General features: G+C 58.3%; 33 protein-coding genes. 3 read left to right on the forward strand and 30 right to left on the reverse strand.

What is annotated here, in order from left to right:
- The 5 genes from WA845_RS00005 to WA845_RS00025 all read right to left on the reverse strand — a co-directional run.
- The coding region (locus WA845_RS00005) for a phage tail protein (RefSeq protein WP_337322092.1) at positions 1 to 2501 on the reverse strand (2501 nt) is incomplete at its 3' end.
- A 33-nt stretch (positions 2502 to 2534) separates the two neighbouring features.
- Positions 2535 to 2963, reverse strand: a complete 429-nt coding sequence (locus WA845_RS00010) for a GNAT family N-acetyltransferase (RefSeq protein ID WP_337322093.1) — start codon at positions 2961 to 2963, stop codon at positions 2535 to 2537.
- Entirely contained in the window at positions 2963 to 3631 is a 669-nt protein-coding gene (locus WA845_RS00015) for a hypothetical protein (protein WP_337322094.1), read from the reverse strand. Before WA845_RS00015 ends, WA845_RS00010 begins: the two co-directional genes overlap by 1 nt.
- An 8-nt stretch (positions 3632 to 3639) precedes the next feature.
- On the reverse strand, positions 3640 to 4284 hold the full coding sequence (locus WA845_RS00020; protein WP_337322095.1) for a hypothetical protein: 645 nt from the start codon (positions 4282 to 4284) through the stop codon (positions 3640 to 3642).
- The gene (locus WA845_RS00025; protein WP_337322096.1) at positions 4281 to 4841 is read right to left on the reverse strand and encodes a hypothetical protein; all 561 of its coding nucleotides are present in this window, start codon (positions 4839 to 4841) and stop codon (positions 4281 to 4283) included. Before WA845_RS00025 ends, WA845_RS00020 begins: the two co-directional genes overlap by 4 nt.
- Before the next feature lie 77 nt (positions 4842 to 4918).
- Here WA845_RS00025 and WA845_RS00030 point away from each other — a divergent pair, with 77 nt between their 5' ends.
- Positions 4919 to 5245 (forward strand): GrlR family regulatory protein, encoded by a 327-nt coding sequence (locus WA845_RS00030; protein ID WP_337322097.1) that lies wholly within the window; start codon positions 4919 to 4921, stop codon positions 5243 to 5245.
- A 134-nt stretch (positions 5246 to 5379) separates the two neighbouring features.
- Here the strand turns inward: WA845_RS00030 and WA845_RS00035 are convergent, their stop codons facing one another.
- Positions 5380 to 7842, reverse strand: coding sequence for a tape measure protein (locus WA845_RS00035; RefSeq protein ID WP_337322098.1), 2463 nt, complete (start codon positions 7840 to 7842; stop codon positions 5380 to 5382).
- A gap of 45 nt (positions 7843 to 7887) precedes the next feature.
- Between WA845_RS00035 and WA845_RS00040 the strand changes: the two genes are divergently transcribed.
- Positions 7888 to 8166, forward strand: coding sequence for a hypothetical protein (locus tag WA845_RS00040; protein ID WP_337322099.1), 279 nt, complete (start codon positions 7888 to 7890; stop codon positions 8164 to 8166).
- A 182-nt stretch (positions 8167 to 8348) separates the two neighbouring features.
- Here the strand turns inward: WA845_RS00040 and WA845_RS00045 are convergent, their stop codons facing one another.
- The 14 genes from WA845_RS00045 to WA845_RS00110 all read right to left on the reverse strand — a co-directional run bounded on the left by WA845_RS00045 (position 8349) and on the right by WA845_RS00110 (position 16853).
- On the reverse strand, positions 8349 to 8729 hold the full coding sequence (locus WA845_RS00045; protein WP_337322100.1) for a gene transfer agent family protein: 381 nt from the start codon (positions 8727 to 8729) through the stop codon (positions 8349 to 8351).
- Positions 8722 to 8967, reverse strand: coding sequence for a hypothetical protein (locus WA845_RS00050; protein ID WP_337322101.1), 246 nt, complete (start codon positions 8965 to 8967; stop codon positions 8722 to 8724). The genes WA845_RS00045 and WA845_RS00050 overlap by 8 nt, the downstream gene beginning before the upstream one ends.
- Positions 8968 to 8996: 29 nt before the next feature.
- A complete protein-coding gene (locus WA845_RS00055) occupies positions 8997 to 9446 on the reverse strand; it encodes a phage tail tube protein (RefSeq protein WP_063950414.1) in 450 nt (149 codons plus the stop codon).
- Between the two features lie 23 nt (positions 9447 to 9469).
- Positions 9470 to 9862: a DUF3168 domain-containing protein gene (locus WA845_RS00060; RefSeq protein ID WP_337322102.1), complete on the reverse strand. Its 393-nt coding sequence runs from the start codon at positions 9860 to 9862 to the stop codon at positions 9470 to 9472.
- Between the two features lie 26 nt (positions 9863 to 9888).
- On the reverse strand, positions 9889 to 10353 hold the full coding sequence (locus tag WA845_RS00065) for an HK97-gp10 family putative phage morphogenesis protein (RefSeq protein WP_125271128.1): 465 nt from the start codon (positions 10351 to 10353) through the stop codon (positions 9889 to 9891).
- On the reverse strand, positions 10350 to 10700 hold the full coding sequence (locus WA845_RS00070) for a phage head closure protein (protein WP_337322103.1): 351 nt from the start codon (positions 10698 to 10700) through the stop codon (positions 10350 to 10352). The genes WA845_RS00065 and WA845_RS00070 overlap by 4 nt, the downstream gene beginning before the upstream one ends.
- The gene (locus tag WA845_RS00075; protein WP_337322104.1) at positions 10675 to 10866 is read right to left on the reverse strand and encodes a hypothetical protein; all 192 of its coding nucleotides are present in this window, start codon (positions 10864 to 10866) and stop codon (positions 10675 to 10677) included. Before WA845_RS00075 ends, WA845_RS00070 begins: the two co-directional genes overlap by 26 nt.
- A gap of 11 nt (positions 10867 to 10877) precedes the next feature.
- Positions 10878 to 11459: a head-tail connector protein gene (locus WA845_RS00080; RefSeq protein WP_337322105.1), complete on the reverse strand. Its 582-nt coding sequence runs from the start codon at positions 11457 to 11459 to the stop codon at positions 10878 to 10880.
- Between the two features lie 3 nt (positions 11460 to 11462).
- Positions 11463 to 11654, reverse strand: coding sequence for a hypothetical protein (locus tag WA845_RS00085; RefSeq protein WP_077987313.1), 192 nt, complete (start codon positions 11652 to 11654; stop codon positions 11463 to 11465).
- Positions 11655 to 11719: 65 nt separating this feature from the next.
- Positions 11720 to 12928: a phage major capsid protein gene (locus tag WA845_RS00090; RefSeq protein ID WP_045534037.1), complete on the reverse strand. Its 1209-nt coding sequence runs from the start codon at positions 12926 to 12928 to the stop codon at positions 11720 to 11722.
- Between the two features lie 28 nt (positions 12929 to 12956).
- On the reverse strand, positions 12957 to 13622 hold the full coding sequence (locus tag WA845_RS00095; protein WP_063950524.1) for an HK97 family phage prohead protease: 666 nt from the start codon (positions 13620 to 13622) through the stop codon (positions 12957 to 12959).
- A gap of 5 nt (positions 13623 to 13627) precedes the next feature.
- Positions 13628 to 14857 (reverse strand): phage portal protein, encoded by a 1230-nt coding sequence (locus WA845_RS00100; protein WP_337322106.1) that lies wholly within the window; start codon positions 14855 to 14857, stop codon positions 13628 to 13630.
- Positions 14854 to 16536 carry a terminase large subunit gene (locus tag WA845_RS00105; RefSeq protein WP_337322107.1) on the reverse strand — a complete coding sequence of 561 codons (1683 nt, stop codon included), beginning with the start codon at positions 16534 to 16536 and terminating at the stop codon, positions 14854 to 14856. Before WA845_RS00105 ends, WA845_RS00100 begins: the two co-directional genes overlap by 4 nt.
- Positions 16536 to 16853 carry a hypothetical protein gene (locus tag WA845_RS00110; protein ID WP_337322108.1) on the reverse strand — a complete coding sequence of 106 codons (318 nt, stop codon included), beginning with the start codon at positions 16851 to 16853 and terminating at the stop codon, positions 16536 to 16538. The genes WA845_RS00105 and WA845_RS00110 overlap by 1 nt, the downstream gene beginning before the upstream one ends.
- Before the next feature lie 768 nt (positions 16854 to 17621).
- On the opposite strand from WA845_RS00110, the gene WA845_RS00115 reads away from it, so the two are divergent.
- The gene (locus tag WA845_RS00115; protein ID WP_337322109.1) at positions 17622 to 18227 is read left to right on the forward strand and encodes a hypothetical protein; all 606 of its coding nucleotides are present in this window, start codon (positions 17622 to 17624) and stop codon (positions 18225 to 18227) included.
- Between the two features lie 784 nt (positions 18228 to 19011).
- Here the strand turns inward: WA845_RS00115 and WA845_RS00120 are convergent.
- From WA845_RS00120 to WA845_RS00165, 10 genes are all read right to left on the reverse strand, one after another.
- Complete coding sequence (locus WA845_RS00120) at positions 19012 to 19662, reverse strand: DUF6362 family protein (RefSeq protein ID WP_337322110.1); 651 nt, start codon at positions 19660 to 19662, stop codon at positions 19012 to 19014.
- Entirely contained in the window at positions 19659 to 20330 is a 672-nt protein-coding gene (locus WA845_RS00125; protein ID WP_337322111.1) for a hypothetical protein, read from the reverse strand. Before WA845_RS00125 ends, WA845_RS00120 begins: the two co-directional genes overlap by 4 nt.
- Positions 20323 to 20778, reverse strand: a complete 456-nt coding sequence (locus WA845_RS00130) for a hypothetical protein (RefSeq protein WP_337322112.1) — start codon at positions 20776 to 20778, stop codon at positions 20323 to 20325. The genes WA845_RS00125 and WA845_RS00130 overlap by 8 nt, the downstream gene beginning before the upstream one ends.
- Before the next feature lie 95 nt (positions 20779 to 20873).
- Complete coding sequence (locus tag WA845_RS00135) at positions 20874 to 21230, reverse strand: hypothetical protein (protein ID WP_337322113.1); 357 nt, start codon at positions 21228 to 21230, stop codon at positions 20874 to 20876.
- Between the two features lie 5 nt (positions 21231 to 21235).
- Positions 21236 to 21568 (reverse strand): GcrA cell cycle regulator, encoded by a 333-nt coding sequence (locus tag WA845_RS00140; protein WP_337322114.1) that lies wholly within the window; start codon positions 21566 to 21568, stop codon positions 21236 to 21238.
- Entirely contained in the window at positions 21565 to 21888 is a 324-nt protein-coding gene (locus tag WA845_RS00145) for a hypothetical protein (RefSeq protein ID WP_337322115.1), read from the reverse strand. Before WA845_RS00145 ends, WA845_RS00140 begins: the two co-directional genes overlap by 4 nt.
- The gene (locus WA845_RS00150; protein ID WP_337322116.1) at positions 21885 to 22235 is read right to left on the reverse strand and encodes a hypothetical protein; all 351 of its coding nucleotides are present in this window, start codon (positions 22233 to 22235) and stop codon (positions 21885 to 21887) included. Before WA845_RS00150 ends, WA845_RS00145 begins: the two co-directional genes overlap by 4 nt.
- A gap of 79 nt (positions 22236 to 22314) precedes the next feature.
- A complete protein-coding gene (locus WA845_RS00155) occupies positions 22315 to 22518 on the reverse strand; it encodes a helix-turn-helix transcriptional regulator (protein WP_337322117.1) in 204 nt (67 codons plus the stop codon).
- On the reverse strand, positions 22515 to 23975 hold the full coding sequence (locus WA845_RS00160) for a DnaB-like helicase C-terminal domain-containing protein (protein ID WP_337322118.1): 1461 nt from the start codon (positions 23973 to 23975) through the stop codon (positions 22515 to 22517). The genes WA845_RS00155 and WA845_RS00160 overlap by 4 nt, the downstream gene beginning before the upstream one ends.
- Positions 23972 to 24544, reverse strand: coding sequence for a hypothetical protein (locus WA845_RS00165; RefSeq protein WP_337322119.1), 573 nt, complete (start codon positions 24542 to 24544; stop codon positions 23972 to 23974). The genes WA845_RS00160 and WA845_RS00165 overlap by 4 nt, the downstream gene beginning before the upstream one ends.
- Positions 24545 to 24549: the final 5 nt, after the last annotated feature.

Below are 24549 nucleotides of genomic sequence, written 5' to 3' on the forward strand. Positions count from 1 at the left end.
TCAATGTTAGATGTCCCAACCGTAAGCGTGCCAATGTAGGCGTTCGAAATATCGACGTTGCCCAATACCGAGGAAAATGCCGAAAGCGTATTTGCCCTGATGTCGTTGGCGTAGAGAACGCCGTCCTGGACCGTGAATGGCCGCTTGATCGTAGCGCCGTCGTCGCTCGCGACAACGAACTGGCCAGCCTGGACAATGACGCGTGTCGGCAGTGCCGGGTTAGCGGGAACATCTAACAGGAGCGAAGCGGCTCGATACGCGCCATCATTGACCGCAGCCGTTACGCCGTACCGTGCCGCATATCCTGATGGAGCAGCAACAGCAGCCCAGGCCACGTTGACGAAGGCTGAGCTACCACCTAGCGCCGCCGTCAGTGTTTCGACCTTGCCCGCGACGGCCATGGTTTCGTTGACAGCAAGCTGGATCTCTTCTTTGTATTCAGCCCTCGCCTCGCCGAGCTCGACAGACAGTTCTCTGGCAAGCTTCCGCGTGTCTTTGTACGCGACCGTCGCCAGCTCCATCTGGGCGGCTATGAGGCCGTCGATGGCATCCTGTGCTGTTCGGGTGCTGTTGCGCAGCCAGCCCAGCGCTTCCTCAACACCCGTCAGATCGATATCAACGAACACATCCTTATCAGAGAGCAGGATGTTCGGCGTGATGACGGGAATGAACCCAGACCACAACACCGGCCTGTCACCCCCAGGGATGTATCGACCGCGGACAACGTAGCTTTCGGCCGGAAGGAGGCTTTGCGAGATGAGCATCGATCCAACCTGCGGCTGGTCGGTTCGGCCTTCGGAGATTTTCTCCAGCGTAGCCTGCAGCCTCACCTCGTATTCGATGCCGATCACGTCATCGAGACGCCCATCGCTGTTGTCCCACGTCAACCGGATAGCCGGTCGGCGATCTTCGCCGGAGCTGTCCTTCACCGTGGCCGGTTCAGCAAACCAATCAACAATCGGCTGTGGCGTTGGACGAATGACACCAAGCTGGCCGTCAACGGGCGGCTTGAATTCGGTATCGCTGCTCCAGTCATAATCGGCAGGATCAACCTCGGTGATGTCGATCATCACATCGAGATTGGCGCGGTCGGCAACCCCGTCGAGCCGCATCAGCTTGGCGATGTAGCCGTTCCGCTCTGACGTCCACGAAAACACCGTTCCCGGCGTCGCGTAGGCCCAGAACTTCGGCGGCAGCACAATCGTATGCCTGCGGAAGCGTCGAGCCTCCTCAAGCGCCGATTTCATCAAGCGCTGCACCTGTTCCGGATACGGAACGAAGTTCAGGTCGACGTCCGCCATCAGGCGGCGATTGCCGTCGCTTGCCTCAAGGTCGGGGCGGTATAGCGGCGGCGCTGTCTTTACGACCCAACCATCTGCCGGCGAAGGATAGTTCGCTGAAACCCCATTGATGGTGTCAGCAAGACCGAGGAACGGCGTAAACTCCTGCTCTTCCGTCGACAGAATATCATCGTCAGTGAAGGCGATGACGGGGGTCTCAGGCGCACCGGAGTGCAGATAGTAGACGCCACCGACTTCCGAAATCCTGCCTTGGCACGCTGTCAGCAACGCTTCGACAGCCGACGTGAGCGGTGCATCAACCTGGATCTCGCCGCCACTGCGGTAGGTGTTTACCCAGCCCGTCGATTCCAGCGTGCCAGCGCGATGTTTTTCGATCTGGGCTATCCACGCTGCGGCAGGCAGGCGGGACGAGGACAGGTTTTGCAGACCATAGAACCACTGGCCGTTGTAGGTGATGCCGCGCAGTAGATTGTAGATCTGTACTGCCGGCAGGAAGTCCCCATCGCCGCCCCACGTCGCCGGATCTGCATAGCGCTGCGGACCAGCACCGCCTTGCGTGCTGTCACGCGAGATGTCGTAGAGGCGCAGGCCTTCGAGCACGAACTTGAAGGACGGTACGCCCGAAAACATGTTCTTCGAGACGCGAGCCGTTACGATCGCATAAGCAACGCCGCGCCCGATACGATCCGGGTTCCACCACCTGTTGCCGTTCGATACGGACGTGAACAGGAAGCTGTCGGCCATCGTCTGCGTGCCGTCGTAAAACTTAACCCAGAGGCTGTCCGGATACTGGTTGACGGCATAGCCGCGATCCGTCAGCCCGCCGAGCGTCACGAGCTCGCCATTGACCCAGATCTCAGCAAGGCCACGCACGGGCAAATCCGACAGTGCTATGACCTGCGTCAGATAGGCGTTTGGCGTGTCGCCATCTTGGCCCCAGGTATTGACGAACACGAGAGAGCCAGCGGTAGCGGTGCGGCCCATGATGAAGGAGCGAGGCACATCGCCCCCGCCCTGCAGTGTGCCGTTGATTGAAAACGTCGGGTCTTTCGGCTTGCCAGCAAGCGACTGTGCAAGAAGGCTGAGGCCTAGGCCGGCCACGGCCTTCAACGCAAAGGCCGTCGCAGTCACGAAGAATGACGTTGCGCCAAGTCCCAGCGCACTGCCGATCGCCGTAGCGATCGCCGTGAAAATAGCCATCAATTTTCCTCGAAATGCGCGTCTGAGCGGCCGCTAGAGCGGCTTCATGAAGTGTGTTTCGACAGCGCTGTAGCCGCGCCGCTCATAGAGGCTGGAAACGTCATTGGTTGCCAGTGAAGCCATGCCAGCAGACACACAGCCGACAGACCGCGCCCACGTCTCGTAAGCATCAAGCATCTCGATCGCTCCCCGACCGCGTGCCGATGGAGTGACATACCAGACCGTTTCCTTGGCAATGCGCCCAGCGCCGAATGGATGTTCGAAAGCGCAGGCCATCAGCACGCCTTGCGCGGGAGCGCCTGCGACGAGAACGCAGGCCTTGTCCGACGCCAGATGCTGCTGAAACAGCCGATCGGCATAAGCCGCTCGAAACGGAAAGGTGAACTCTGCGGCCTCATGACTTTCACGCAGGAGCGCCACAACGCGGTCGCGGTCCTCAGCAATAGCGAAGCGAACTTCCATCAGAACAAACCTAAAAACTTTTTCCGCTTCTTCGGCTGCGTCGCGACCTTGCCCTTTTCGGAGCCCCAGAAGAACTCCCACTCGGACGAGGTGTCAGCATCGGTGTAGAATGCATCGCCAGCCTGACGTAGTACCTGCGTGGCATGACTGCGCGTCGAGGGGTTGGACCGCGTCATTTCCTGCGTATTGCTGGCGCAAACAATCGTCACGCTGCCTTCCTCGTTCTCGGAAGGAGTGTTGATCGTGATGGTATCGACGAAGCCAACAAATCGGCATTCGGCTGGCGCGACCATCTGGCGGCTATCCGGATCGAACAGGCCTCGGTAAATCTCGACGCGGGCTTGACGGCAATCATATTGCCGCACCAGCGTCTGCACGTGCTCGCTGACCTGCGACAGGCGGATATTGACGTTCTGGACCGAAAGGTTGGCGACGAGCGGAATGTTGTCGATCTGGACCAGGGTGCCGGAGCCGTACCAGTCACGCGTAACCGGCAACCCTGTATCCGGATGCACAATGGCCGCCGACACATTGCCGACGTCAGACCACATGCCATCGGTGACAGGCGCACCAGTCGCTCGATCGCGCACGACAAACCAAAGGAAGTCGCGCGCCACCAACTGCCGCGCCTCAAGCGCAGCAAGGTTTTCTGCGGAGATGTTTCTCATGATACCCCTTACCGGGCTTCAATCGCCTGAAACGTGACCGTGCCGCGACCGGTGGCCATGTCGGCTGTTGTCGAGATCGAGCCGGGCACGATCGCCATGATGCAGGACGGTTTGACGAGAGTTGCGGCAACGGGCGCCGTAACGCCCGGCCACAGATGCGGGCGAACCTCGAACTGCGTTGTCACACCGCCTGCGCCGGCCGTCACGGCCTCCATGACCATGTGAAGGTCTTTGTCCCCAATCTGGACGTAATCGCCTACCGAGACCTTGTAGCCAGCAGGCAATCCTGAAAGCGAGATTGCCTTGCGGTTACTCGCAATCGTGGCGACCTGCCCCACCCCGGCGAATGCGCCGCCGGTCGGCCAACTGCCGTTAGGATATGCCACCGGGAAGCAGCGAGACTTCGGGAATGCGCGGAACGTCTTGAGCCCGTTTTCCAAGCTCGTAAGCCGCGCACGCCAGTAATCCAGTTCGTTCGGCTTCATCGAGCGCGATTGCGCCGTCATCTGCCAGAGCGGCGACCCCATGTCCTTGACGACCGTCTGGCCGCCAGCCGTGCGCGACTGCTCTTGCCGCCAAAGCAGGTTGAACTCGGTCGACCAGCCTGGGAACTCGTCGAAAAACGAAGTTGGGAGCGGGTATGTGATTGTCATAAAGAAGGCCTGACGTTTCTACGCTGGGCGGAGGCTATTGCCTCCTCGACACGTCTCGGCAGGGAGGCTTTCAGATCGTCAAGTTCGCGCTGGAGTCTCGCCACCACGTCTTTTTCGGCGCCTTCGATGTTGGTCGACCCAACAGAGAGCGGGCCTATGTGGGCGTCTTTGTTTTCGACGTTGGCGAGATGACTGGAGATGTCCGCGAGGCTTTTAATCTTCACGTCCCCAACGTAGAGTTCGCCAGCTTTGAAGGTGACAGGAGTTGCTTTCGGGGTGGCGGGAACATCCATAAGGAAAGCAGCGGATCGATGTGGCGATGCGATCTTGTAGTCTCTTGGTCCCAGGAAACCGTCTGGCGGCGTGACGGCCGCCCACTTGACGTTGACCTTTGCCTTCTGCTGGCCTTCATACTTGCCGAGGAAGTCGAGCAAGCCGGCGACCGTGCCAATAGCCTTGCCGTTGATCTCGACCAGAGGTTCGCCATCTTCGTTTACGCTGCATCCGACGAAGATGGAGTTGGTGCTGTATTCGCTGCTGTCTACGACTTTAGTCATGGTGGATTCCTTTGTGACTCGACTCCCGATTGCAGCCGTGCTCCTTTTCTAGTGCCAAGCTAAAAAGGGAGTAACGCATGAAAAACGGACTATATAGCGTGAAATTTTCCGTCGCAGGCGGAGCAGGTGGGGGAGTAGTAGTCCTCAAGGATGGGAAGCTGCTCGGGGGCGAGCAAGGTTCAGCCTACATAGGAACCTACCGCGTCGACGGAACGAAGCTTGTTGCCGATGTCGAGGTCAAAACTCACACCATGATTCCAGAAATGACATACGTTCTAGGACCAGACGGCGGCTCTGTTCATCTTGAAGGGACCACCTCCGGAGATTCAGCCCATGCACTGGGTACATCTCCGAAGGCTCCCGGACTTACGTTCGATTGCCATTTCCAATGGCTCGCTGACTGATCGCCTTTTCGAGCGTCTTCTGCAAAAGCTCAATGGCGGCGATCAAACGGTCAACTTTGGTCGTCGCTTCATCTTTCTGAACACACATGACGTTTACCTTTTTCTAAGACAGTAGAGTCGACACCATTGCCGCCCTACCCCAACTTCACGTTTCGTTTCTGCGCAGACCTCACGCCAGCCTCGATGCGGCCCTGCATTTCGGCGTTTGTCTTTGCTAGGCCCCGCTCAAGGCGTGCCACGGCAGCAGCGTCCGCTCCGCGCGCGTCAATGTGGTAGACTGGCGCCAGAGTTACTGCGCTTCCACCTGACCCGCCCGTGATGGACTTCATATCCGGAATGCTGGGGGGCGAAAGCGCCGGCATTGCGCCGACGTAGCCGCCATCAGCGTAACCTTTAAGGCCTCGCCGCATGGCCTCCATGGCCGCGGGGCCACCGGCAGCCGCCACCGCCGCTTTGTCAAAAACGAACTCGCCTTTGTGGACGACGCCTGCGGGCTGGTACTTGCCGCCATCGCCGGTGTAGCCGCCTTCTGAATACAGGCCGCCCGGAGCCGAAGGGAAGCTGCTCTTGCCACCACCGCCAAACAGGCTGAAAAGGCCGCTCAGGAAACCCCCGCCGCCGCCAGCAGCATTGTTGACCTTGAAGATGCTATTCAACACGTCATCGATCAGCGCATTGCCAATCTTCTTGAGGCTGTCGGCCAAGATATCCGCCGCACTGGCACCCTCGACAAAGCCGTCGATAATGCCTCGCGTGACATCCTTGGCTGTGGCCATGGCTTCCTCGGCGCGCTGACGGATCTCATCTTGCTTTTCAGCCAGCTTTTCCGAAGCGACAACAGCATTCGCATAGCCAGCAGCCAGCCCCTCGATTGACTTTGTAAGCTCGGGCGTGATCTTGACGCCTGCCTCTTGGGCAGCAGTGAGCAGGTCTTGTTTCGCCCGGGCGAATTCAACCGCAAAGCCATAGTCGTTGATCAGCGGGTTGAGACCTGCCTGCGCTTCCGTCTCAGCTTTCAGCGCCGCGGTGCGCTTCGTGATCTGCTCGACCTCGCGCTGGTATTCGTTGGCGCGGGTTTTCTTTGTCTTGCCTTCTGTAGCTGCCCCTATTCCATTTCCGAAACCGGTCGTATCTCTCGTCGGCTTGGCCTTTCCAGAGGCATAGCTCTCAAACTGAGAGTTAATGCCTTCGAGGTCTTTTAGCTGTTTGTCCAACTGGTCAATGAGTTGTTGACGTTCTTTGACGACAGGGTTCTGACTGACTGTGTTCTCGACGTCAGTAGCGCCAGGTGACGGATACAACGACATTGATGGGTTGACTTCTTCACGCACTAGCGACGCCGCCAGAGCCTGTTCGGCCTTGGCTCGTTCTAGTGCCGCCTTTGCCGCCTCAACATCAGAAGCAATTTTTGTTCGGGTGGATGCGACTGCCGCGCTATTCGCGTAGTCCAGGTTCTCAATCTGGAATTTCAGCTCGTTGACAGCCTCGCCATGTGCTTTTGCTGCGCGCTCCGCGTCAGTGTTGGCGTCGTACATGAGGAATATGGCGGTGGCCGCAGCACCTGCAAGCAGCCCGACTGGCCCGAGCGCAGAGCTGAAGGCTGCGGCCGTGACTGTTCCTGCTCGGAGCGCAGCCAAGAATGCACCGAGAGCCGTCACCGCCTGCCCGAGCCCAACGACTGCTCCAGCGATAGCTCGACCAGTGAAGGCTCCAATCAGAACGGCAGAAAACGCCAGTACTGCGTCTGCAGTCTCTGAAAAGTTCGAGGCAAGGAGATTTAGCGCCTCGACAAGCTTTGCGCTCGCGCCGTTGGAATTGTCGGCAAGGCCTATGTATGCGGTGAATTCGTTGTTAAGGCGAGTGAAGCTGTCAGCAATAGTCGAATTAGTGGCTGCAAAGGCTGCTTCGATTGGCTTTTGCGAAGACAATATTGCTTTGAAAACTCTGTCCGATGTGAGCTTGCCTTCGGCCCCTAGGTCTTTCAGACCTGCAATTGTGACACCAAACTCTTTGGCGATCGCGTCGGCAATGAGAGGCGCGTTTTCTCTCAGCGAACGGAGTTCGTCGCCCTGCAACACACCGGAACCCAGTGCCTGCCCCAGCTGCAAAATACCGGCGGCTTGCTCTTGGGCAGACGCGCCACCAGCCTTAAACGCCTTCGAAACAATCGTCGTAGCAGTTGCGATCTCTTGTTCAGATTGGGCGACATTAGATGCAGATCGGATCAGTTTGGCATAAAGATCGACATAATCACCAAAGGCGGTGCGCGCCTCGTTGGCGCCGTCTTTCAGTTGCGTGAGAGAACGCGTCTGTACCCCAGCAATCGATGCAGCCGCAGCGATTTTGTTTCCAGCTTCAGTCCAAGCGTCCGCATACTGGATAATCTCACGGGTGCCCAGTATGCCGCCTAGTCCGGCCACAGAACTCGACAGCAGGCCCTTGAAGGAAGAATTGATGTTGCTGTTCATCTTGGCGAAACGGTTCTCGATCGCTCGCGCCTGCCGGTTGGTGATACCCTGCGCACGGTTAAGAGCGTTCTGGTAACCCTTCACGTCAGCCGAAAGCTGAACGACAAGTCGCTCGAGGTCTGTTGCCATTAAGTGTTGTCCTGATATGTTTGAGGCAACCTTAGGGAGGCCATAGTGAAGTTAAAGCAGAGGTTCACGCGTCTAGGAAAATGGGGGCTGGCGCTTTTCATCCTTGGCCCATGCGTTGCGATTGGCACGAGAGAGTGGCTCAAACATATGCTCACGTCGTTGCGCGGTAACATCCGCAACGCCTCAGAGATTCCAGACGTCACGATCTTTCACATACTAATAACGATCGGCGTCTTGGCCTTCCTTGCATCGATACCGATGATGATCATGGGGCGCGAATACGAGGGTGTAGAGCAGCCCAAGGATAACGGTATGTGGCGATGAGGATCGGCATCAAAGCCAATCCCATAGTTCATCGACTTCTTTCGCGGTAAGGGCTCCATCATCGGGGCTGTTAGCCTCGACGTAACCGTCAACCGCCGCCATGAACTGCCAAACCGACATCTCGTTGACCTGCTGCGGGGTGAATCCAATAACGGCGCCGGTCCCGTAGATCGCAGCAAATCTCAGCTTTCCGTTTGGGAGTTCGTCAAGCTGGCTTCGGTTTGATTTGCTGCGTCTGCCTCCCCCACAGCTTCCTCCGGCGCGCCCATGAGAGCGGCTGACAGAATCACCTGTGCCGGGATGAGGCTTTCCATCGGTGGACGAGCCTCGACGTATGCGCGCGTTAGCTTGAGCGCCGGCGCTGGCTCCATGCCGCCACCGATCAGGCCGAGCCTGATGATGTTGCTGACGTCTTCAATGCGCCACTCGCCGCTGTGAAGGCGCTGGAGCACCACATACGGACCAGCATCGCACTTCTCCTGAAGCTCGGCCAGTTGACCCCAGGCAAGACGGAACGAGTAAGTCCCGTCTGCCCAGTCGAATGTGACAGTTGCGTCACGCATTGTGCACTCCATCTCTCCAGTCGTCTCCCAGATACGGAGCCGATCCGGTATCAATGCGCCGCCAACAAAGCACTACGCCGCCCTTGTCGATGCGCATGGCCCCTCCCTCGTGATATGCCCAGCCTTCGCCTGTATCGAACATCTCTTTTGTGATCGAGTACGCCGCGCGTTCTTCTTCTGGAAGCCTGCCGATGGCCATTGCTTCGGCTTTGAAGCTTGCCTGATCGCTTTCAGGCAAGCCGAACCTTACGTATGGTGCCGCTGACATTACGGTGTGACCGGCGTAGTGACGCGAACCATTTCGCCGTCGCTCTGGAGAGAGACGTTGTTGGTCGCGCGCTGGCCGTTGTTGGCGCCGACTTCCATGCTTTCGATATGCATGCGGCCGGTCCAGGTGATTGTCTTGGCGGGGAACTCCCATTCGACCTTGACCGGGATGCTCTCGATGCTTTCGAAGCCTTCGAGCCAGGTATCCACGCTCTCGGATGCAAGCACGCCTTCGCCGGAGATGCCCATGGAAAGCGACGTCGCGTCACGGCCCACCCAATCGACCTTATCGGGATCGTCGCAGTCGGGAATGTTCACCTCTTCGAGGCCCTTGTTCAGCGTGATGGACCGCTGCGTGAAACCGCAAGGTGCAGCGTACACGATCGGATCAGCGTCGTTGCCGAGGAGCACGCGAATCTTGCCCCCCTTGATGGTGGTTGCCTGAGCCATTGCGGCCTCCTGTGTTGGCGTTTTCAGTGATGCTCGACGCCAGCGCGGAACGTGCTGGCGATCTGGGTTGTCAAGCCATCCGGCGCGCGCAGATCGCGGCGACCTTCAAACTCGAAATAAACAAGGGCGTTGTCGGCCAAGGGCAGGCTTTGCTCAGCCAGAGCCTTCTTGATGGCCTTGGCGATCTTGCGGCCTTCCATGAAGCCGGGATCGCGCGACCAGGCATCCAACTGGATGACCAGCTCAGATGCTTCGATGCAGTCGGCGTCCTCTGGCAGGTCCTGCACCGGCCCGAACGAGATATAGGGAAAGGTCGCCGTGATCTTTCCGTCAGTTGTTGGCACCCGGTCATAGATACGATTGCTGACCAGCGCGGCCACATCAGGGTCAGCCTTCAGGGCGTTGATGATGGCCACCTGCAGCTCGTGCGCAGCGTCGTTTGTCATGATCCTGCCGCCACCTTCTTTGCTGAGTCTCGCGAGGCCTTGCGTATCGCCCGGACGGTGCGCCGCTTGTTTGCCCGCCAGGAGACGAAGAAGAACGGCTGCGCTGTCGTTCCCGGATGAATTGAGCCTGCGAACAGGCCACCATTCTCGTGCCGCGCCGTGCCGAACTCGACCCATCGGGCATAGAACGCTTCCTTATTGCCGGCGTAGATCGTCAGCGTCATGTCGCTGTCGCCAGTCGCCTGAACTGAGGCGAGAGTAAGCGAACCCTTCGGGGCCTTGCCCCAAGTCCAGCCGATGCTGTCGCGCAGCGTGCCGTCATCGACCGGGACGAGATTTTTCATCATGGCGACGATTTCATTCGCCTTGGCTTCCATCGCCTGCCGGATCATCTGCTTGGCAACCGCGGGCAACTTCGCCAGCTTCCTGTTGAGGCGATCAAGGCCTTTGATTTTCGTCATCCGCTTGCCACGCCACTCTGACAGAGGAAATCGAGCCACAGCCGATCATTGGTGGGCGTCACGTCGCGGATATTGAACTCGGTTCCGGTTCGAGCATCCCTCACCCGCCAGTCCGTATCCACTGTCCGTGTCTGCGAAGACGAGCGAACGAATATGACCTGTGTGTGCTGCCCTTGTAGGCGATCAGCCATGACGCTTTCGCCGCCGCGCAAATGCGCAAAGCCTGCCCGGACCTGAAACTGCTCGACCCATTGACCAACAAAGACGCCATCTCCCCGGTCTATTTCTTCGCGCTTGTCGAATGCGACACGGTGGAACAGATCACCGGCTGATCTCGGCTTCGCCATCCTGCTTTGCCTCCGCGTCTTTACCGGCCCATTCTGCCTTACCGGCGGCGACGGCTTCTTCCGCGCACTCGCGCCTTACAGTGCCCTCCCAGCCCGCCTTGTAGGCGATTGTGGTCTGGGACGTGGGTTTGTAGTCGAAATCGTGTTTGAAGCGTACACGGGCCATCTCTGGGCCTCCTACAGCAACGGTCGGCGCCACTTGGCAATCAGGGCGCGTTCCATGTTGGCGATTGTCTGGCCGGCATCGGTCGCGGTCTGCTCATATCCGATCTGGACGCGGGCGATGATGGCGGTGAGGATGTCGGCCGGCACGGTTGGCTTGTCGTCTACGATTGGCCAGCCAGCGCGATAATCGACCGAGATTGCGGAACGAAGCGCAGCATCGGCCGACATAGTGAAGCCATCCACGAACCGGACATATGATCGGCCGGCGGCATCTGTCTCCACGGCATAGTCGGTCGTTGGTATCTGCGTCTCGGTCCCGGCGGCGTTGCGTGTCTTGACGGCGTCCACTGCGATCACCGGGCCGAGCGGAAGTCGAAGGCACTGGTCATAGCGATCATAGCTCTGCCGCCAGGTTTGCTCGACAAGGCAGATGCCCAGCACACCAGTCCAGCCCTCGTAGTGATCGACGGCAGACTGGATGAGGCTTGTCAGCATATCGTCATCATCCGCGCTGTCGACGCGCAGGGCCTTCTTCACCTCTTCGAGAGAGACTGGCAGCGCTTCTGGCGCGGTAACGCGGACGGGACGGTGCATGGATCAAGCGCTCTTGTTTTTCGGGGCGGCCTTCTCGGCCTTGTTCGACGGTGCGGGCTCAGCCTTGGCTTTCGTCTCGCGCAGCACGCCGTTGTTGATCAGGTGCTGAACTTCGCCCTGCGCGGCTTCGCGGGTGTCTCCCGGCATGTACATCTTGTCGCCGAAGTGCTGGCGAAGGACTTCATAGGTTTTCATGATGTTTCTCCTTCGGTTCATAGAGAGGGCAACCGAAGCTGCCCTCCTTGATGAGCCGAAGCCGATCAGGTCACGCGACCGAAGTCGCCATAGATGAAGGCTTCAGGGCGATAGACCGCCAGAGCAAGACGCTCTTCCGCAAGGATCGTGATCAGGTTGCGAATGAAGTCGTCATCGACGTAGGCCGCCTCGATCCGGGCATCCCAGCGGTCGAACACCTGGGCACCGAGCTTGAACGCGCCGACGAGAACCTTGTCGACCGTCATCGCCTGGGTTGCCACGACCGGCAGGCCCCACAGCGTCGGGCTGATCGTGCCCTGCGGATTACCGATGATGTAGCGGCCGGTGGTGTCCTTCAGCGTCTCGATCCACGCCCAATCGCTCGGGTGCATCACGATGCCGGTGGACGGATACTCGGCCAGCGCCGCCTGGAGCATCATCAGACGGATCATGTCGATGCTGGTCGGAGAAGCCAGAGTGATCGGCGCCGAGTAGGCGGTTGCCTGCGGGATGATACCGTTCAGGTTCTGGCCGGTGCCATCGCCGTTCAGCAGCTGGTTTTCTTCCACATAGGCGAGGCCGTAGAGGAGTCGCTGGTCGATCATTGAGCGAAGCTGCGAAATATCGTCCAGGACCTGCTTGGATGCCTTCATCCAGTGGGCGATTACCTTGGCCGACGTCGTCACCAGATCGAGCTTGAGATCGGACGAAGGCTTCAGAGCACCTTCGGCGACACCAGCCGCGTTGTTGGTGAAGCCGGTTTCCTTCACGTATTCCAGCGTGTTGCCGTCCATTCGGCCCTGCGAAAGCAGGTCGCGAACGGTGAGACGGCGCTGGGGCAGCGGAAGGATGCCAGGCAGGCGAGTATTGGCGATTGCGTCACCAACGGAGCCGGCAGCATCAGTCGTCGCCGACGTCAGCGTTGCCTTCACCTTCAGGTCGGCGCCGCGTGCGCTCTTGGAGAACTTGCTGTCCTGGAAAGACTTGAAGCCTTCCGATTCAACGAACTGCTCACCGAGAGTTTTTGCGGGATCGTCACCACCCTTGCCGCCGCGGGCCATCTTCTGCTCAAGCTCGGCCATCTGCTCGGTCAGGCCGTTCATTTTCAGAAGGGCTTCGTCGGCCTTTTCCTTGAGGGAAGCCGTCAGTTCTTCGCCGGACTTCGCCTTACCAAGGGCTTCCTCGGCAATCGCCTTGACAGCGTCAACCGCCTGGCGCTGCTCGGCCTTGATCTCGGCGGCGAGATCGGCCACCGATTTGTTTTCGTTGCTCATGGGTCTCTCCTAAGAGCGATGTTGGGGATTAGCTGGCTCGCAGAGCTTTCAGGAACGCAGCCGTGTCATTCGCCTTATCGCCCTCGGAATCACTCCGAATGGCCTTGGCATAGCCGTGCGAGGCGATCGCAACAGCCATGCTTTTCGGAACCCCTGCCTCGCGCAGGATGTCCTCGAAATCCTTGATCGGCATGGGATCGCCGTCGCGCAGTCGGCGGGCGAACTCATCCATGCGTTCTGATTTGACGCTCTCGATCCGGGCGCGGCGGTTGGCCGGGAATGTCACCGGAGAGATTTCGTACAAGTTGAGCTTCTTCAGGAGCCGGACAGCGCCGTCCTGGTCGGTATCTTCCTCGCGGTAGCCGATGGACAGACCGCCAATCGCCTTGTTTTTGGCAAGCGTGTGGACCTCGCGCGCCCGCTGGATGTCAAGCAGGAACCGGCCTTTACCCCAGAGACCCTTTGCATCCTCGGCCAGATCCTCCCATACGCCGATCGGCTGGTGGGCGTCATGGTTCCAGAGCATCAGGACGTTTGAGCCTTCGCGCTTGTGCTTGGCCAGGCTCTCCACGAAAGCGCCGGGCATCACCTTTTCGCCGTAGCTGTCGATGTTCCCAAAGATGGAACCGTAGCCTTCAAAGGTGCCGTCTTCCGACAGGTCTTTGACCTGCAGGGCGAAATCCTTCGTTTTCATGTCGTTCATTCCTCGTTGGGAGGGGGCAGTTGGGTCTGCGTTCCGGCCTGAGTGATCGGAACGTTCTGCATCTGCATACGCGGGACATCGCCGCCTTCGACGGCAGGCATGTTTTCGAGCGCTCTCACTTCGTTGATCGTCATCCAGCCGTTGGTGAGGCCAGACTGATAAAAGCTCGCCCTTGCCGCGCTATCGCCCCGTAGGAGGCCTTCAAGGTTGAACTCGATCGTTATTCCGCTGGCTCGGTCTTCCGGCTTGAGCAACTGCTTCTCCAGCGCCTGCTCGATGCGTTTCAGCCGGCGGCGAAGCGTGAACTTCTGGAACGCCAGGGTTTGCTGCTCAAGGCCCGTTCCCCAACTGGTGGACTTCTCAGTTCGGCCAACCATGTGAGGAGGCACGCCGAAGAACCGGCAGATTTCCTCAACGGAGAAGCTGCGAGATTCCAGCATCTGCGCGTCTTCGGGGGAAATTGTCAGCTGCTCCCATTTGGTGCCGCCTTCAAGGACCAGCGGCCTACCGGAATTAGCCGCCCCCAGGAACTTCTCTGTCAGCTTGCTTTCTGCCAGTTGCCTCTGTTCTGGAGAAAGCCACTCCGCAAACGTCAGCACGCCTGAGGGACGTAGGCCATTCTTGAACATCCCGCCGGCAGAGCGATCGATCGCCCGCGCCAAGCTGAAGGTGTTTCGGCCGAAGTGCAGCGTCGACATGCCACCCAGCGGGTTGCCGCCGAAGCCGCGGATATGCATCATGGCTCCGTCTGTCTCGACGTAGGACTTGCCGTCCTCCGTCCAGCGGTATTCGATCGATCCATTGCTCAGCCTGCGAACCGAAACAAGGTTCGGCGCGACGGGATGAAGGCCGGAAACTTGGCCACCGCTGCGCTCGATGCGGGCATAGGCGTTGCCCCACAGTTCGAGTGAAGCACTGACGAACTCCCAGAAGTCGACCGCCGTCTGGTCGTAGTTCGGGCTGTCGTGAAGCACGCGATACAAGCGATGGTCACGCGCCACTGTGCGCTTTCCCTGCGCATCGGTGCGGTAGACCATCAATGGCAGGCTGGCGATAGTGCCGGCAAGCAAGTTGACGCAGGCCCAGACCGCCGACAGAGACAGCGCAGTGCTGTCCGTCACCAGTTCGCCCGCATCGCCGCGCATGGCATCGGGATACCAGCCATCCGGCTCGCGAACGGTCAGGCGCCGAACAATCGCGCTCTTGATCTTCTGGATTGCGTTCACGCTGCACCTGCCAGGCTCTTGAAGTAATCTTCCATTCCTGCCCCCGGTGCTTCTGGATTTCTGCTCATGACCGTCACGGCGTCAAAAAGCGACATGACAGGGTCAATCTTTGCATCGCCCGCATTCTGTTTCGTCGCCCGAATGGCCGTAGCCGTGGGCTCGATCTTCAGGTTCGAAACACACCAGTCCATCAGAGCGGACGGAGCATGCCGGAGAGTGCCGTTGGCAAGCTTGCGCTCGGCGGTCTTGATGCTGTTCATCATCGCGTAGCCCTGAGGCGCACCGACGAGATTGCCAGCCTCTTGCGTCACGTCGATCTCGGCCAAAGCTTCGATCATCTCGCCAAGGCCGGCCGGGTCAACAGCGACCGATGCCAACAGCCCGCGGGCCTTGATGTCGGAGATGATCTCCACGATTTCGGAGATATCCTTCAGCTCGTCATCCACGATTGTCAGCAAGCCGTCGCGCTTGAAGTCATTGAGCTTCGAGGCAATCGACTTGCGCCGCTCCAAAACGCCCTTGTGGCACCACGCATGCGACCATGACAGCCAATCGCGGGAACCTCGTTCACGTCCCAGCACTGTCAGCCCGAAAAGGTCATCGAGGCCGCCGCCGTCGATCCCGACCACGACAACCTCCGAACGATCCAGAACGCTTTCCAGATCGATTGTGTCATCGGCCTTGTCGGCCCAGAAGTCGGCACCGGCCCAGCGGTTAGACCGGAGGTTCATTCCGATCTCGACATTCAGGTGTTTGGCGAGGAATGTGTTGCGCGTCTCGCTGTCCTTGGCAACTTCCTTGACCAGTTCCTCCTCGATCCACTCGGCGCTGACAGAGCGGCCAAGGTTCGGGTTTGTGATGTAGAAATTCTGCGGATCGAGATACGATTCCGCGTCAATCATCGCCTTCGGAAACTCATAGATCACGCCGAGGCTCTTGCGATCGGCAATCTTCCCGTCGCGCACATCTCGGAAGTAATCGAGCTTTGCCTTAAAGACGCCCGCTGGCGGCGCATCGCTCTGCGTCGACAGATAGATCACAAATCCCTCTGGACGCGACACAAGGCCGCCTGTGGCCTCCCTGAGCATGGCATCCGCGTTGTTGCGCTTGCCGAAGATCCACAGCTCGTCCACGAGGACGAAAGCCGCCTTCTTGCCGCCAACCGTATCGGTGTCGGCCGCCACCACCTTCAGCTTCGCTCCGGTCACCCGGTGGGTGATCGTGCGGAAGTTATCCTGAATATGCAGGAGGTCCGTCAGGTCTGGATCAGCGCGCACCATGTCCGCGGCCGGTCCATATGAGTTGTTCGCGATCTCGATCGTCGGCGCCAGGATCAGCAGTTCTGCCGAGTGTCGCCAGTTACGGATCAGCGCCGTCAGCATAATGCCGGCGGCGATGGTCGACTTGGAGTTCTTCTTCGAGATCAGCAGAAAGAACTCGCGGATATTCCGCTTGGCCGTCTCATGGTCATAGGCGCCGAAGATGGCCTTGACGAAATCGAATACCCACTCCTCGCAGGCCTCCCCGAAAGTCGGGCTGCCAGGGGCATCCACGATCTTGAGGGACTTGAAGACGTCAAGCGCGGCTTCAGCTTCCTCTGGGAACAGAGGATCGAACGGGATGAGCGATTCACCGCCGACAATGCGCCGTTCCCAATCCTGACAGCTTGTGTCCCACATCAATCATTGCTCACGATCAGCTTTGGCGCAGATGGCGTTGCAAAGCGGCCGCCGACGCTATGGGCGGCCAGCTTTTGCTCTTGCTTCTTGCCAATCTTCTCCGGCTTTGGAGCGCGTTTCTCGTGCGCTTTAACGGCGCCAACCTGCTCCAGCATCTTGTTCTGAGCGGTCACATTGCCCTTCATGGCTTCGGAATAGCGCGCCATCAGAATGTCAGCCGTCACCTTTGCGCTTGCGATTTCCATGTCAGCAGAAAAATGAACCACCAACGTCTTCACCGAAATGCCGATCGCCTCTGCAATTGCCTCCTGAGACATGCCGCTCGCCCGAAGAACTCGGACTTTGTTGCGATCATCGTCAGAAGGCGCAAAAGGCAGCCGACCGCTGTTTTTGTTACCTGCCATGGCTCCAAATTCTCGCTTCGGTAAAAAAATTGTGCGCGTGAGTGGGTCGCGGGTGGGGAAAGACGAGCCTTTTCAGACTTTTGACTACCCCCCCTTATGCAAAACCTCTGGCCTTGGCCCGCTTCTGTTGCATAGCCAGCCTCTCTGGTAGCAGTCTGTCGTAATGCTCTATCGTCTCCTTGAAGAAGACACGGAAGCTTTCAACCTCTTCCCTGAGCTTGGACAATTCACCCTCTAGGGCTTCAACGCGTTTCTCCAAGGGAGCAGACATCTCTACCAACGCGCCTGTGCGCGCTCCTCTCGTTGCTTCTGGCTGTCGTGGTACTCCTTGCTCACTGTGTGGATGTTGTTCTCATCCCAGAACAAGGCAGGATCGCCACGGTGCGGTATCTTGTGGTCAGCTACAGGGCTGTTGCCTGCGGGGTATTTGCCTATGCAGAGCGTGCCGGTCGCTTGGCAGGTGTAAGCGTCTCGGGCCCAGATACGTCGGCGCATCTGCTTCCATCGCTCTGTACCGTACCAGGCGCGCCACTCTATCTCCTGGTCACGCTGCCTTAGCCTTGCCTTCTCATCCCCTGTCGCTCTCCCTATCAGGGGCTTGATGGTGGCGATCTGGGGCTTGAGGGTGGTTAGCTTTGCCATTGCGCGAAAGTCTCGTGCCGTGCATTCTTGAGTACTGGCATGGGTAACCTTGGGGGATGCGGGTTGGGAGCGCTGGATAAAGAAACTCTTCTAGCTATGGACCATGATGCCAGGGCATTTACGCTCGTTGGCGCATTTATGGGCTACTTTGCGGTGCTTGAGCTGGGCATCAATAGCGCTGTCGGCGATGTCTTAGATATTGAACCCTTGAAGATATCAATCATCACCCGGAACATGTCGCTTAATGACAAGATCAACACGCTAAGAACGTTGGTGAACTTCTACGTGTTCGATAAGACGAAAGCGGATGAGTTCGACAAATGGGCTCTTAAAGCTCGCAAGATATCCGAAACCCGAAATATGGTTGCGCACACTGCATTTAGAGCCAGCTCAAAAACAGATGGCGTCGAGTTTTTCACCGTAGAAGCCAAGAAACACCTCAACCTGACAGAGACCCACTGGACCATTGACGATTTTATTTCCCGTATCGATGAGATCAACACAGTGGACAACAATCTCAGGGCAATCAAAAGCCGAATGTCACTGCAGAAAATCGCTAAAGCCTTGATGGCTTCTCCGCCTCGAGGAGCCTTTGGAGGCCTTCTGGGGTTGGGCGCCACTCTATCAAGCAAAGATGGCGATTGATCTCACTGCAAGCTACTCATGAGTCAGCCCCACCTTGTTACGGGCGGGGCTGATGAAATGGCTAACCGGGCCTTCTTAATCAAACAGATGAGATAGGTGGCCCGGCAGACCCTCTTTCTCCGTTGCTCCCTCTATCGCCATGGGCGCTTGACGAGGTGAGCCGAGCGCTTTCGCCTCTCGTGATTACGACAGGAAGGCCGGGGCATGATCCGTCACCAACCGGTGTCTACCGCGTTGATAGGCCCTAACGGCTCTCGCCTTCCTGATTTGCTGCGAGGGCCACCGGACGCCAAGCTCGAAGCCTTGGGTTTATGCGGTCAGTGGCTACCGTCGATACAGATAGCTTACGCCGCCTCGCATTCCGTTGCCCTGTTGGGCGAATTGGACGCTTTTGACTGGAGCGTGAACCAGCTAGAGGCTTTTCAGCGCGCCACCCCTAGATTCCGATCATTTGATCGTGTCACCCGCGAGAGCTAAGGCCGTCATCCGGTCGCGGGACCAGAGATCGACGGCAACCTGTTATCGCATGCCGAGCGCCAACTACTCGGATTACTCTACACCCTTGCGGGGAGGACGGCCTTGGCTAATTACCGCGTCATCATGCGAACTGGTTGAGGAGACTTTTCCGCCTCCCAAATTTCTGTTTCCGCCTCACCGTGACCACACACCCAATCTGCCCATTTGTCCCAATCGCGCTCAGGCGGGTACGGGCAATCACTGATGTGCGACTGGCGGTTCTTGAGGAAGGCTTCCCTACCTTCCTCCCATTCCGCACTGTTAGCCATCAAGCGGCCTCCAGTTTGGCGCGTCTTCGGGCTTCCCGCTCGCGCCGTTGGTTGCCCTCCATCAGCCTTTGATTGAGAGCGGCCAACTCCGGACTGCTCAAGTCCAGTATCGGCCTTGCATCCGCGGTCATTCCAAATGCGATACCGTTCTGCCTGATCGTGCCGCAGTTGTTCGACGTTACATCGGATTGATCGCTTTCTCCCTCATTTTCGGACAAGGAGCAATCCTCACTGTTCAACCGAACAAGGGTAATCTGGTTGAGATTGTTCGCAATTATCGAACAAAGCTTGACAATCTCGCGCCTCAACATTCGGTCCGACATGTCATTTTCTGCCGCGAAGGCCGCGATTTTCATGCCTTTTCTGACTTTCACCCACGACCAGGCATAAATCAACTTCCTTTCTGGCTCGGACAGGTAGCTGTTAACCCACGTCCATACTTGCTCCATTCGCGCCAGATTGGCCGCTGATGCTGTTTCCTTGCTGTGCGCTGTATCAGAGCCATATGCCTCTTCGTGCCTCCTGACGGCCTCTGGCATGGCGCTGCCGTACTCCTTCGGTCCTTTGTGCTTCGGCATCAGTCGAAGCGTGTCGGCCATCTCCAGCACGCGACCCTCGACTGCCTTCCATGTCCATGCGTGATACTTCATGCCGCCTCTCCTTGCCAGTTAGGGTCGGCGCGCTTTCCTTTAGCCGCCAAGGGTTCAAGAACAGCCCGCGCGACAGGCCAGCCGGCCTCAATTCTGCGGGTAAGCGAAGGAACTGGAATCCCGTATTGGTCCGAAAGCTGCCGGATGGTCAAATACGAACCTCTAAAGAGATAGCGACGGACGCCTCTTCGATTTTGGCTTTGTTCCTCGCGCAATATCCAAGCGCAATTATTCGGATTGTAACCATCGTTGTTGTCCAGCCGCTCTATCGTGTGTCGGGGCGACGGACGGGCTCCCATATCTGCAAAAAAATCCACGTACGATGCTCGCCACGCATCACAGACCGTAATGCCTCTGCCGCCATAGTCTGGATACGCGGCGTCCTTTGGGTTATGACACCGACCGATCATGTGCCCCCAAATACGGTACTCCGCTTTTTTACTCTGCCCATGCGTGGATTTAGATGAGCGGGCCGCTTCTTTTTGGAGGCATCCACATGAGAGAGTAAGTCCGCGACGGACGCTGGATCCATTCGTGGTTTTCGAATTGCCGCACTCGCAAGAGAACTGCCACATGGTTTGTCCATTGATCTCCCCTAGGCATTTCATCGCAGTGAGGCGGCCATACTTTTGGCCTGTCATATCTATGCGCTTGGATTGTTCACCCATATGCCAAGTCCTCGCTATCCCAGAATGTAGGCTGCAGTTTTGATCTTCTCTCGACCTCCAAAAACATTAGCACAAACGCCACCTGCCAGCGAGGCATCCCACTGATATTTCTAGCGCTTCTTCTAATTTTACCCATGTCGATCTGATCGAATATGCTGGTCAAATTTGGCAGTTTTTCAAAATGCGGATGTGCTACCAGCAGAGATGAAACAGCACGCATCATATCTGCATATAGCTCGGCCGCATTGTTCCTAGTGCCGGTCATCAGCATGAAGACGAGCTTCAGGTGTTCCTCGCCGTGCACCGTGCCTATTTCCCTCACAGTAGGCTTGCAGTAGCACTCGAAAGGCTTCCGGCTGGTTGGGCTATGCAGATGCCCGTCAAAGAGCTTCACGCCGCACTGACGGGCAATCTTGTAGATGTCGCATCTGTGGGCGTGGTGCTTCATAGATCGTCCCACTCCTTCTTTGCCTTGCGCTCGGCTATGGCGCGGACAGCCGCCATAATGGTGGTGTGATCGCGTCCACCGAGGAACCTGCCTATTTACGGATAGCTCAGGTCCGGCCGCTCCCGCTTGATAGCGTCTATGACGGCGAACCTTGCTTTGATGAGATAGTCGCTGCGCCTCGGCCCCTTGATCTCCGCCAGCGTGAAGTCTGGGTATCGTTCAAGCACGCGCTTGGCGATCTCGGTCATAGACTTTCGCCTCTCCCGCGACGTCGAGCCGCCGGCATATGGCAGGTACTCGCTCTCCCACGAGACGATGAGTGTGTGGCTCGTGGTGAGCTTCGATACCCGCAGCAGCATGTACTTGCTCGCGGTGCGCGCCGCCTTGGTCGTGCGGGTGATCTTGGGCATTGGCCAGATGCCGTTCATGTCCTGATAGCCTGTTGTCACCATCTGGTTCATGCTGCCTCGCTTTCCGGTTCAGGGCCGTCGATAAACGCGACACGCGGCAGAGTGACCTTGGCACCGGTGAATGTGGTTCTGACCACACAGCCAGCCTTGAGAGGCGCTGGCGCCGGTGCTTCCTCCACCTGCTTGACGATTTGGTCTGCGCGTCGAACGTTTCTTTTGCGATACGGGAATATTCCGCGGCGGGTGCTGGTCATGTTCTTGGCCGCGCTGCAGGTTATGCCGAGCTTTTCCGCCATCTCGTGCAGCGTGCAGCCGTCACGCCAGAGGGCAGCAGCTGCGGCTATCTGTTCCTTGGTGTATAGGGAGCGGTGGTGGGTCATGCTGCCACCTCGGCAACATCCAGCGAATGAGAATTGAACACTGTCGTCTCACCCGGCAAAACAAAGCGAACCTCATGGCCGCTGTTGCCGACAAAGAATGCCTCTCGTCCGCCGACCAAAATCTTGCGCCCATATCCTTCCGGTGCCTGACCTTTCCTAACAACACTGATCTTCATGAACTCTTTGAATGTCACCGCCCGGTAAGAGCAGTACGAGTACCATGCCTTTACCCGTGCGGCGCCGGGTGTAGGGGCGTCGTAGCCATGCGCGCGGAAGCCCGAAACGGTGACGTCGTACCTCTTGATGAGAAAGCCGCTCATGCCATTTCCCTCCTTTCCACGCTGATCTCTTTGCCCTTGCGTCGTGCCTTCTCGACAATGGTTCGCTTATTGCTGCCCTTGGCTTTGACGGTGGGTTGCAGGCCGGGAAACGCTGCATCTGCTGCTGACCTGGCGGCGAACACCAGAGCGCCGTCGCGTCTCATTACCCGCTGCTCGACCGAGTACAGGACGCGCCAGGCAGCGACCTCGGCGGCAAGCTCCGTCGAGAACTTGGCGATCTGCCCGCGGTTCTTCACTATGCGGAATGACGCCGCCCACACGGGCCGGTAATGGGCCTCGTATTCATTACCGGTCGGGACGGCTTTTGCTGCGGATTTGTTCGTCACACGAGCCTCCTGGCAATGCGGTTTTCGATGAACTCCGGTCCAAAGCTGGTGCTTGAGCCGTTCCATTGGATCGGGTGGGTCATTGGATCCATCCTTCCCGAAGCGCCTTGGCGACGAGCGCCGTGCTTTTGTGGACGTTTGCCTTCCGGCGGGCGTCATCGAGGCGGGACATGACGGCGACCCGGGTTAGGTCGAGAATGATGGCCTGTTCTTCGTAGGTCTTGCCGATAGACAGTAGGCGCACGCATTCGAGCTCGTTTTCGGTGAGTGGGCATTCGTTCATTCGAAATCTCCAAAGCCTTCAAACGACGGGGCGGCATTGGTGTAGGGAGGAGCAAACATCGTGTATTCCGCCTCAAACCGGATTTCCGCCGATTGACCGGGTTCGCCGCGCCGGCGCTTGTGGTTGATGATCCAAGCCTTGCCGCGCGAATCCTCGTAGCGACGGATCAGATCGCCGCGCTTCTCCTCGCCTTGGACCTGGTGGATGAGTTCTTTGTAAAGCGGCTCCGGCCGGTACAGGCTGAACCACACATCAAGGTTCTGCTTGATTGAGCCGCCGCCGTAGGCGTCGCCCATCATCGGGCGGATAGAGCCGCCAGAGCGCCAACGGGCTTTCCAGTCGTCATTGCGCTGGATGAGGATGACGATTGCAACATTAAGCGATTTCGCGAGGGCCTTCAGTCCGCGGTAGAGAGCATTGACGCGCTCTGCGAAGATATCCTTCGGGTTCGGAAGGTTTATCATCTTGGCGTGGTCGATGACGATCAGGTCGATACCGAGGCTTTTCACCATGGATTCGGCTTTGACACGGATGTCCGAGAGAGAGCATTCCCCGAAGCCTACGATATAGAACGGCAGATCAACGGCCTTGATGATCTCCTCTTCCATGCCGCCCTCTTCCTTGGAATTGAGCGTGTAGCTATCGAGCCGGGACAGAGGGATGTGAACCTGCTGCGCTGCCGCCTGGAGCGCGGCTTCCTCCTCGCTCACCTCAACCGAGAAGAATGCAGTCTTGAAGCCCAGAGACGCCGCGTAACGGCACTGCTGAAGTGACATGGCAGTCTTGCCGCCGCCCGAGTCCGACATGAGGCCCACGAGGTTGCCCCGGCGCATGTAGCCGAGCTTCTGGGTGATATCGTCAATGAACCACGGAATACGTCCAGAGGTGTCCGTGCTGGCCTTGGCGACCTTGCTCATAGCGTCGGGAAGGATCACGCCGTACTTGGTTGCCCCTGCCCTCTCGTTGCCCTCTGTGGCCACCTGTGTTAGCCGATTGGTGATCTCACCGATGATCTTCTCAGGGGTCATATCCACCGGCATGCATCGCGCAAGCGTGTCCATGTCACCGGCCAGTTGGATAAGCTGGATGCGGCACCACGATTCAATGATGGCGCGACCAAAGCCGTAACAGTTGATCATGGAAACAGCGTCGGCGGCCAAGCGCGCGAGATACTGCGAAATGGTCATGTCACCGATTGTGCCGTAATGGGAGACATAAGGCTTGACGGTGACAGGATTTGCAGGCCGACCTTCAGCGATCATCTTTCCGATGGTGTCGTAAAGCTTGCCGTGAAATTCCTCTGAAAAGTGATAGTCCCGAAGGAAGCCTGCCACGCTCCAGTATGGTTCTGGGTTGATCAGCATGGCGCCTAAAAGGGCTTGCTCGGCCTCAAGAGCATCAGGCAGCGGTATCGGCTGGGCTTGTTCGTTTCCGTGTCTTCTGGCCATAACGTTCATGCCGCGGTCGCCTTCATCATCTTGAATTGCTGGGTTGCCTCGGCGGCCATCGCGATACCGACCGCTTCGGCAGCATCGGAGTTCCTGACCTCAATCTTGAACATTCGGCACCTGTCGACTGCCGCACGCTTCCACGCCGCTCTGTCGAAGCCCGGAGACCGGCCCATCCCCAAAAAGTGCTTGCGCCACGAGGCGGAGGGGATTGTCACCCAAGGGATGCGGTAGGCGGCAATGATACCGACCGCCGCGCCGGAGAGAGAGGAAAGCTGCAGGGCATTTGGATTGACGGTGGTTTCCTCGACCTCGCCAGCCATGTCCTGCCGCTTCTTCGCGAACATCTTCACGTTGCGCATTGGCTGTTCGATCGCCACGAAGTCGGGCTTGCGTGGCAGCTTCGTGATCGGGTCGCGGAACATTTCAACGAGCTGGATCGCTATCGAAGCGGCTTTCTCTTCCGCGTTCTCGCCGGCGGCTTTGATGACCCCTGTCTTGATGGTCGACAAAGGCGCATGAGGCTCATACCAGGCGAAGCCGGTGACAGTTGCGATATCGAGGCCAAGGATCATCATAGGGT

It is taken from the genome of Agrobacterium sp. CMT1 (assembly GCF_037203725.1).
Taxonomy (GTDB): Bacteria; Pseudomonadota; Alphaproteobacteria; order Rhizobiales; family Rhizobiaceae; genus Agrobacterium; species Agrobacterium pusense.

Excerpts from the sequence above, each read along its gene's own strand:
- WA845_RS00010 (WP_337322093.1), bottom strand. The coding sequence starts at position 2,963 with ATGGAAGTTCGCTTCGCTATTGCTGAGGACCGCGACCGCGTTGTGGCG.
- WA845_RS00015 (WP_337322094.1), bottom strand. The coding sequence starts at position 3,631 with ATGAGAAACATCTCCGCAGAAAACCTTGCTGCGCTTGAGGCGCGGCAG.
- WA845_RS00020 (WP_337322095.1), bottom strand. The coding sequence starts at position 4,284 with ATGACAATCACATACCCGCTCCCAACTTCGTTTTTCGACGAGTTCCCA.
- WA845_RS00025 (WP_337322096.1), bottom strand. The coding sequence starts at position 4,841 with ATGACTAAAGTCGTAGACAGCAGCGAATACAGCACCAACTCCATCTTC.
- WA845_RS00030 (WP_337322097.1), top strand. The coding sequence starts at position 4,919 with ATGAAAAACGGACTATATAGCGTGAAATTTTCCGTCGCAGGCGGAGCA.
- WA845_RS00035 (WP_337322098.1), bottom strand. The coding sequence starts at position 7,842 with ATGGCAACAGACCTCGAGCGACTTGTCGTTCAGCTTTCGGCTGACGTG.
- WA845_RS00045 (WP_337322100.1), bottom strand. The coding sequence starts at position 8,729 with ATGCGTGACGCAACTGTCACATTCGACTGGGCAGACGGGACTTACTCG.
- WA845_RS00055 (WP_063950414.1), bottom strand. The coding sequence starts at position 9,446 with ATGGCTCAGGCAACCACCATCAAGGGGGGCAAGATTCGCGTGCTCCTC.
- WA845_RS00065 (WP_125271128.1), bottom strand. The coding sequence starts at position 10,353 with ATGACGAAAATCAAAGGCCTTGATCGCCTCAACAGGAAGCTGGCGAAG.
- WA845_RS00070 (WP_337322103.1), bottom strand. The coding sequence starts at position 10,700 with ATGGCGAAGCCGAGATCAGCCGGTGATCTGTTCCACCGTGTCGCATTC.
- WA845_RS00075 (WP_337322104.1), bottom strand. The coding sequence starts at position 10,866 with ATGGCCCGTGTACGCTTCAAACACGATTTCGACTACAAACCCACGTCC.
- WA845_RS00080 (WP_337322105.1), bottom strand. The coding sequence starts at position 11,459 with ATGCACCGTCCCGTCCGCGTTACCGCGCCAGAAGCGCTGCCAGTCTCT.
- WA845_RS00085 (WP_077987313.1), bottom strand. The coding sequence starts at position 11,654 with ATGAAAACCTATGAAGTCCTTCGCCAGCACTTCGGCGACAAGATGTAC.
- WA845_RS00090 (WP_045534037.1), bottom strand. The coding sequence starts at position 12,928 with ATGAGCAACGAAAACAAATCGGTGGCCGATCTCGCCGCCGAGATCAAG.
- WA845_RS00095 (WP_063950524.1), bottom strand. The coding sequence starts at position 13,622 with ATGAAAACGAAGGATTTCGCCCTGCAGGTCAAAGACCTGTCGGAAGAC.
- WA845_RS00105 (WP_337322107.1), bottom strand. The coding sequence starts at position 16,536 with ATGTGGGACACAAGCTGTCAGGATTGGGAACGGCGCATTGTCGGCGGT.
- WA845_RS00110 (WP_337322108.1), bottom strand. The coding sequence starts at position 16,853 with ATGTCTCAGGAGGCAATTGCAGAGGCGATCGGCATTTCGGTGAAGACG.
- WA845_RS00115 (WP_337322109.1), top strand. The coding sequence starts at position 17,622 with ATGGGTAACCTTGGGGGATGCGGGTTGGGAGCGCTGGATAAAGAAACT.
- WA845_RS00120 (WP_337322110.1), bottom strand. The coding sequence starts at position 19,662 with ATGAAGTATCACGCATGGACATGGAAGGCAGTCGAGGGTCGCGTGCTG.
- WA845_RS00125 (WP_337322111.1), bottom strand. The coding sequence starts at position 20,330 with ATGGGTGAACAATCCAAGCGCATAGATATGACAGGCCAAAAGTATGGC.
- WA845_RS00130 (WP_337322112.1), bottom strand. The coding sequence starts at position 20,778 with ATGAAGCACCACGCCCACAGATGCGACATCTACAAGATTGCCCGTCAG.
- WA845_RS00135 (WP_337322113.1), bottom strand. The coding sequence starts at position 21,230 with ATGGTGACAACAGGCTATCAGGACATGAACGGCATCTGGCCAATGCCC.
- WA845_RS00140 (WP_337322114.1), bottom strand. The coding sequence starts at position 21,568 with ATGACCCACCACCGCTCCCTATACACCAAGGAACAGATAGCCGCAGCT.
- WA845_RS00145 (WP_337322115.1), bottom strand. The coding sequence starts at position 21,888 with ATGAGCGGCTTTCTCATCAAGAGGTACGACGTCACCGTTTCGGGCTTC.
- WA845_RS00155 (WP_337322117.1), bottom strand. The coding sequence starts at position 22,518 with ATGAACGAATGCCCACTCACCGAAAACGAGCTCGAATGCGTGCGCCTA.
- WA845_RS00160 (WP_337322118.1), bottom strand. The coding sequence starts at position 23,975 with ATGAACGTTATGGCCAGAAGACACGGAAACGAACAAGCCCAGCCGATA.
- WA845_RS00165 (WP_337322119.1), bottom strand. The coding sequence starts at position 24,544 with ATGATGATCCTTGGCCTCGATATCGCAACTGTCACCGGCTTCGCCTGG.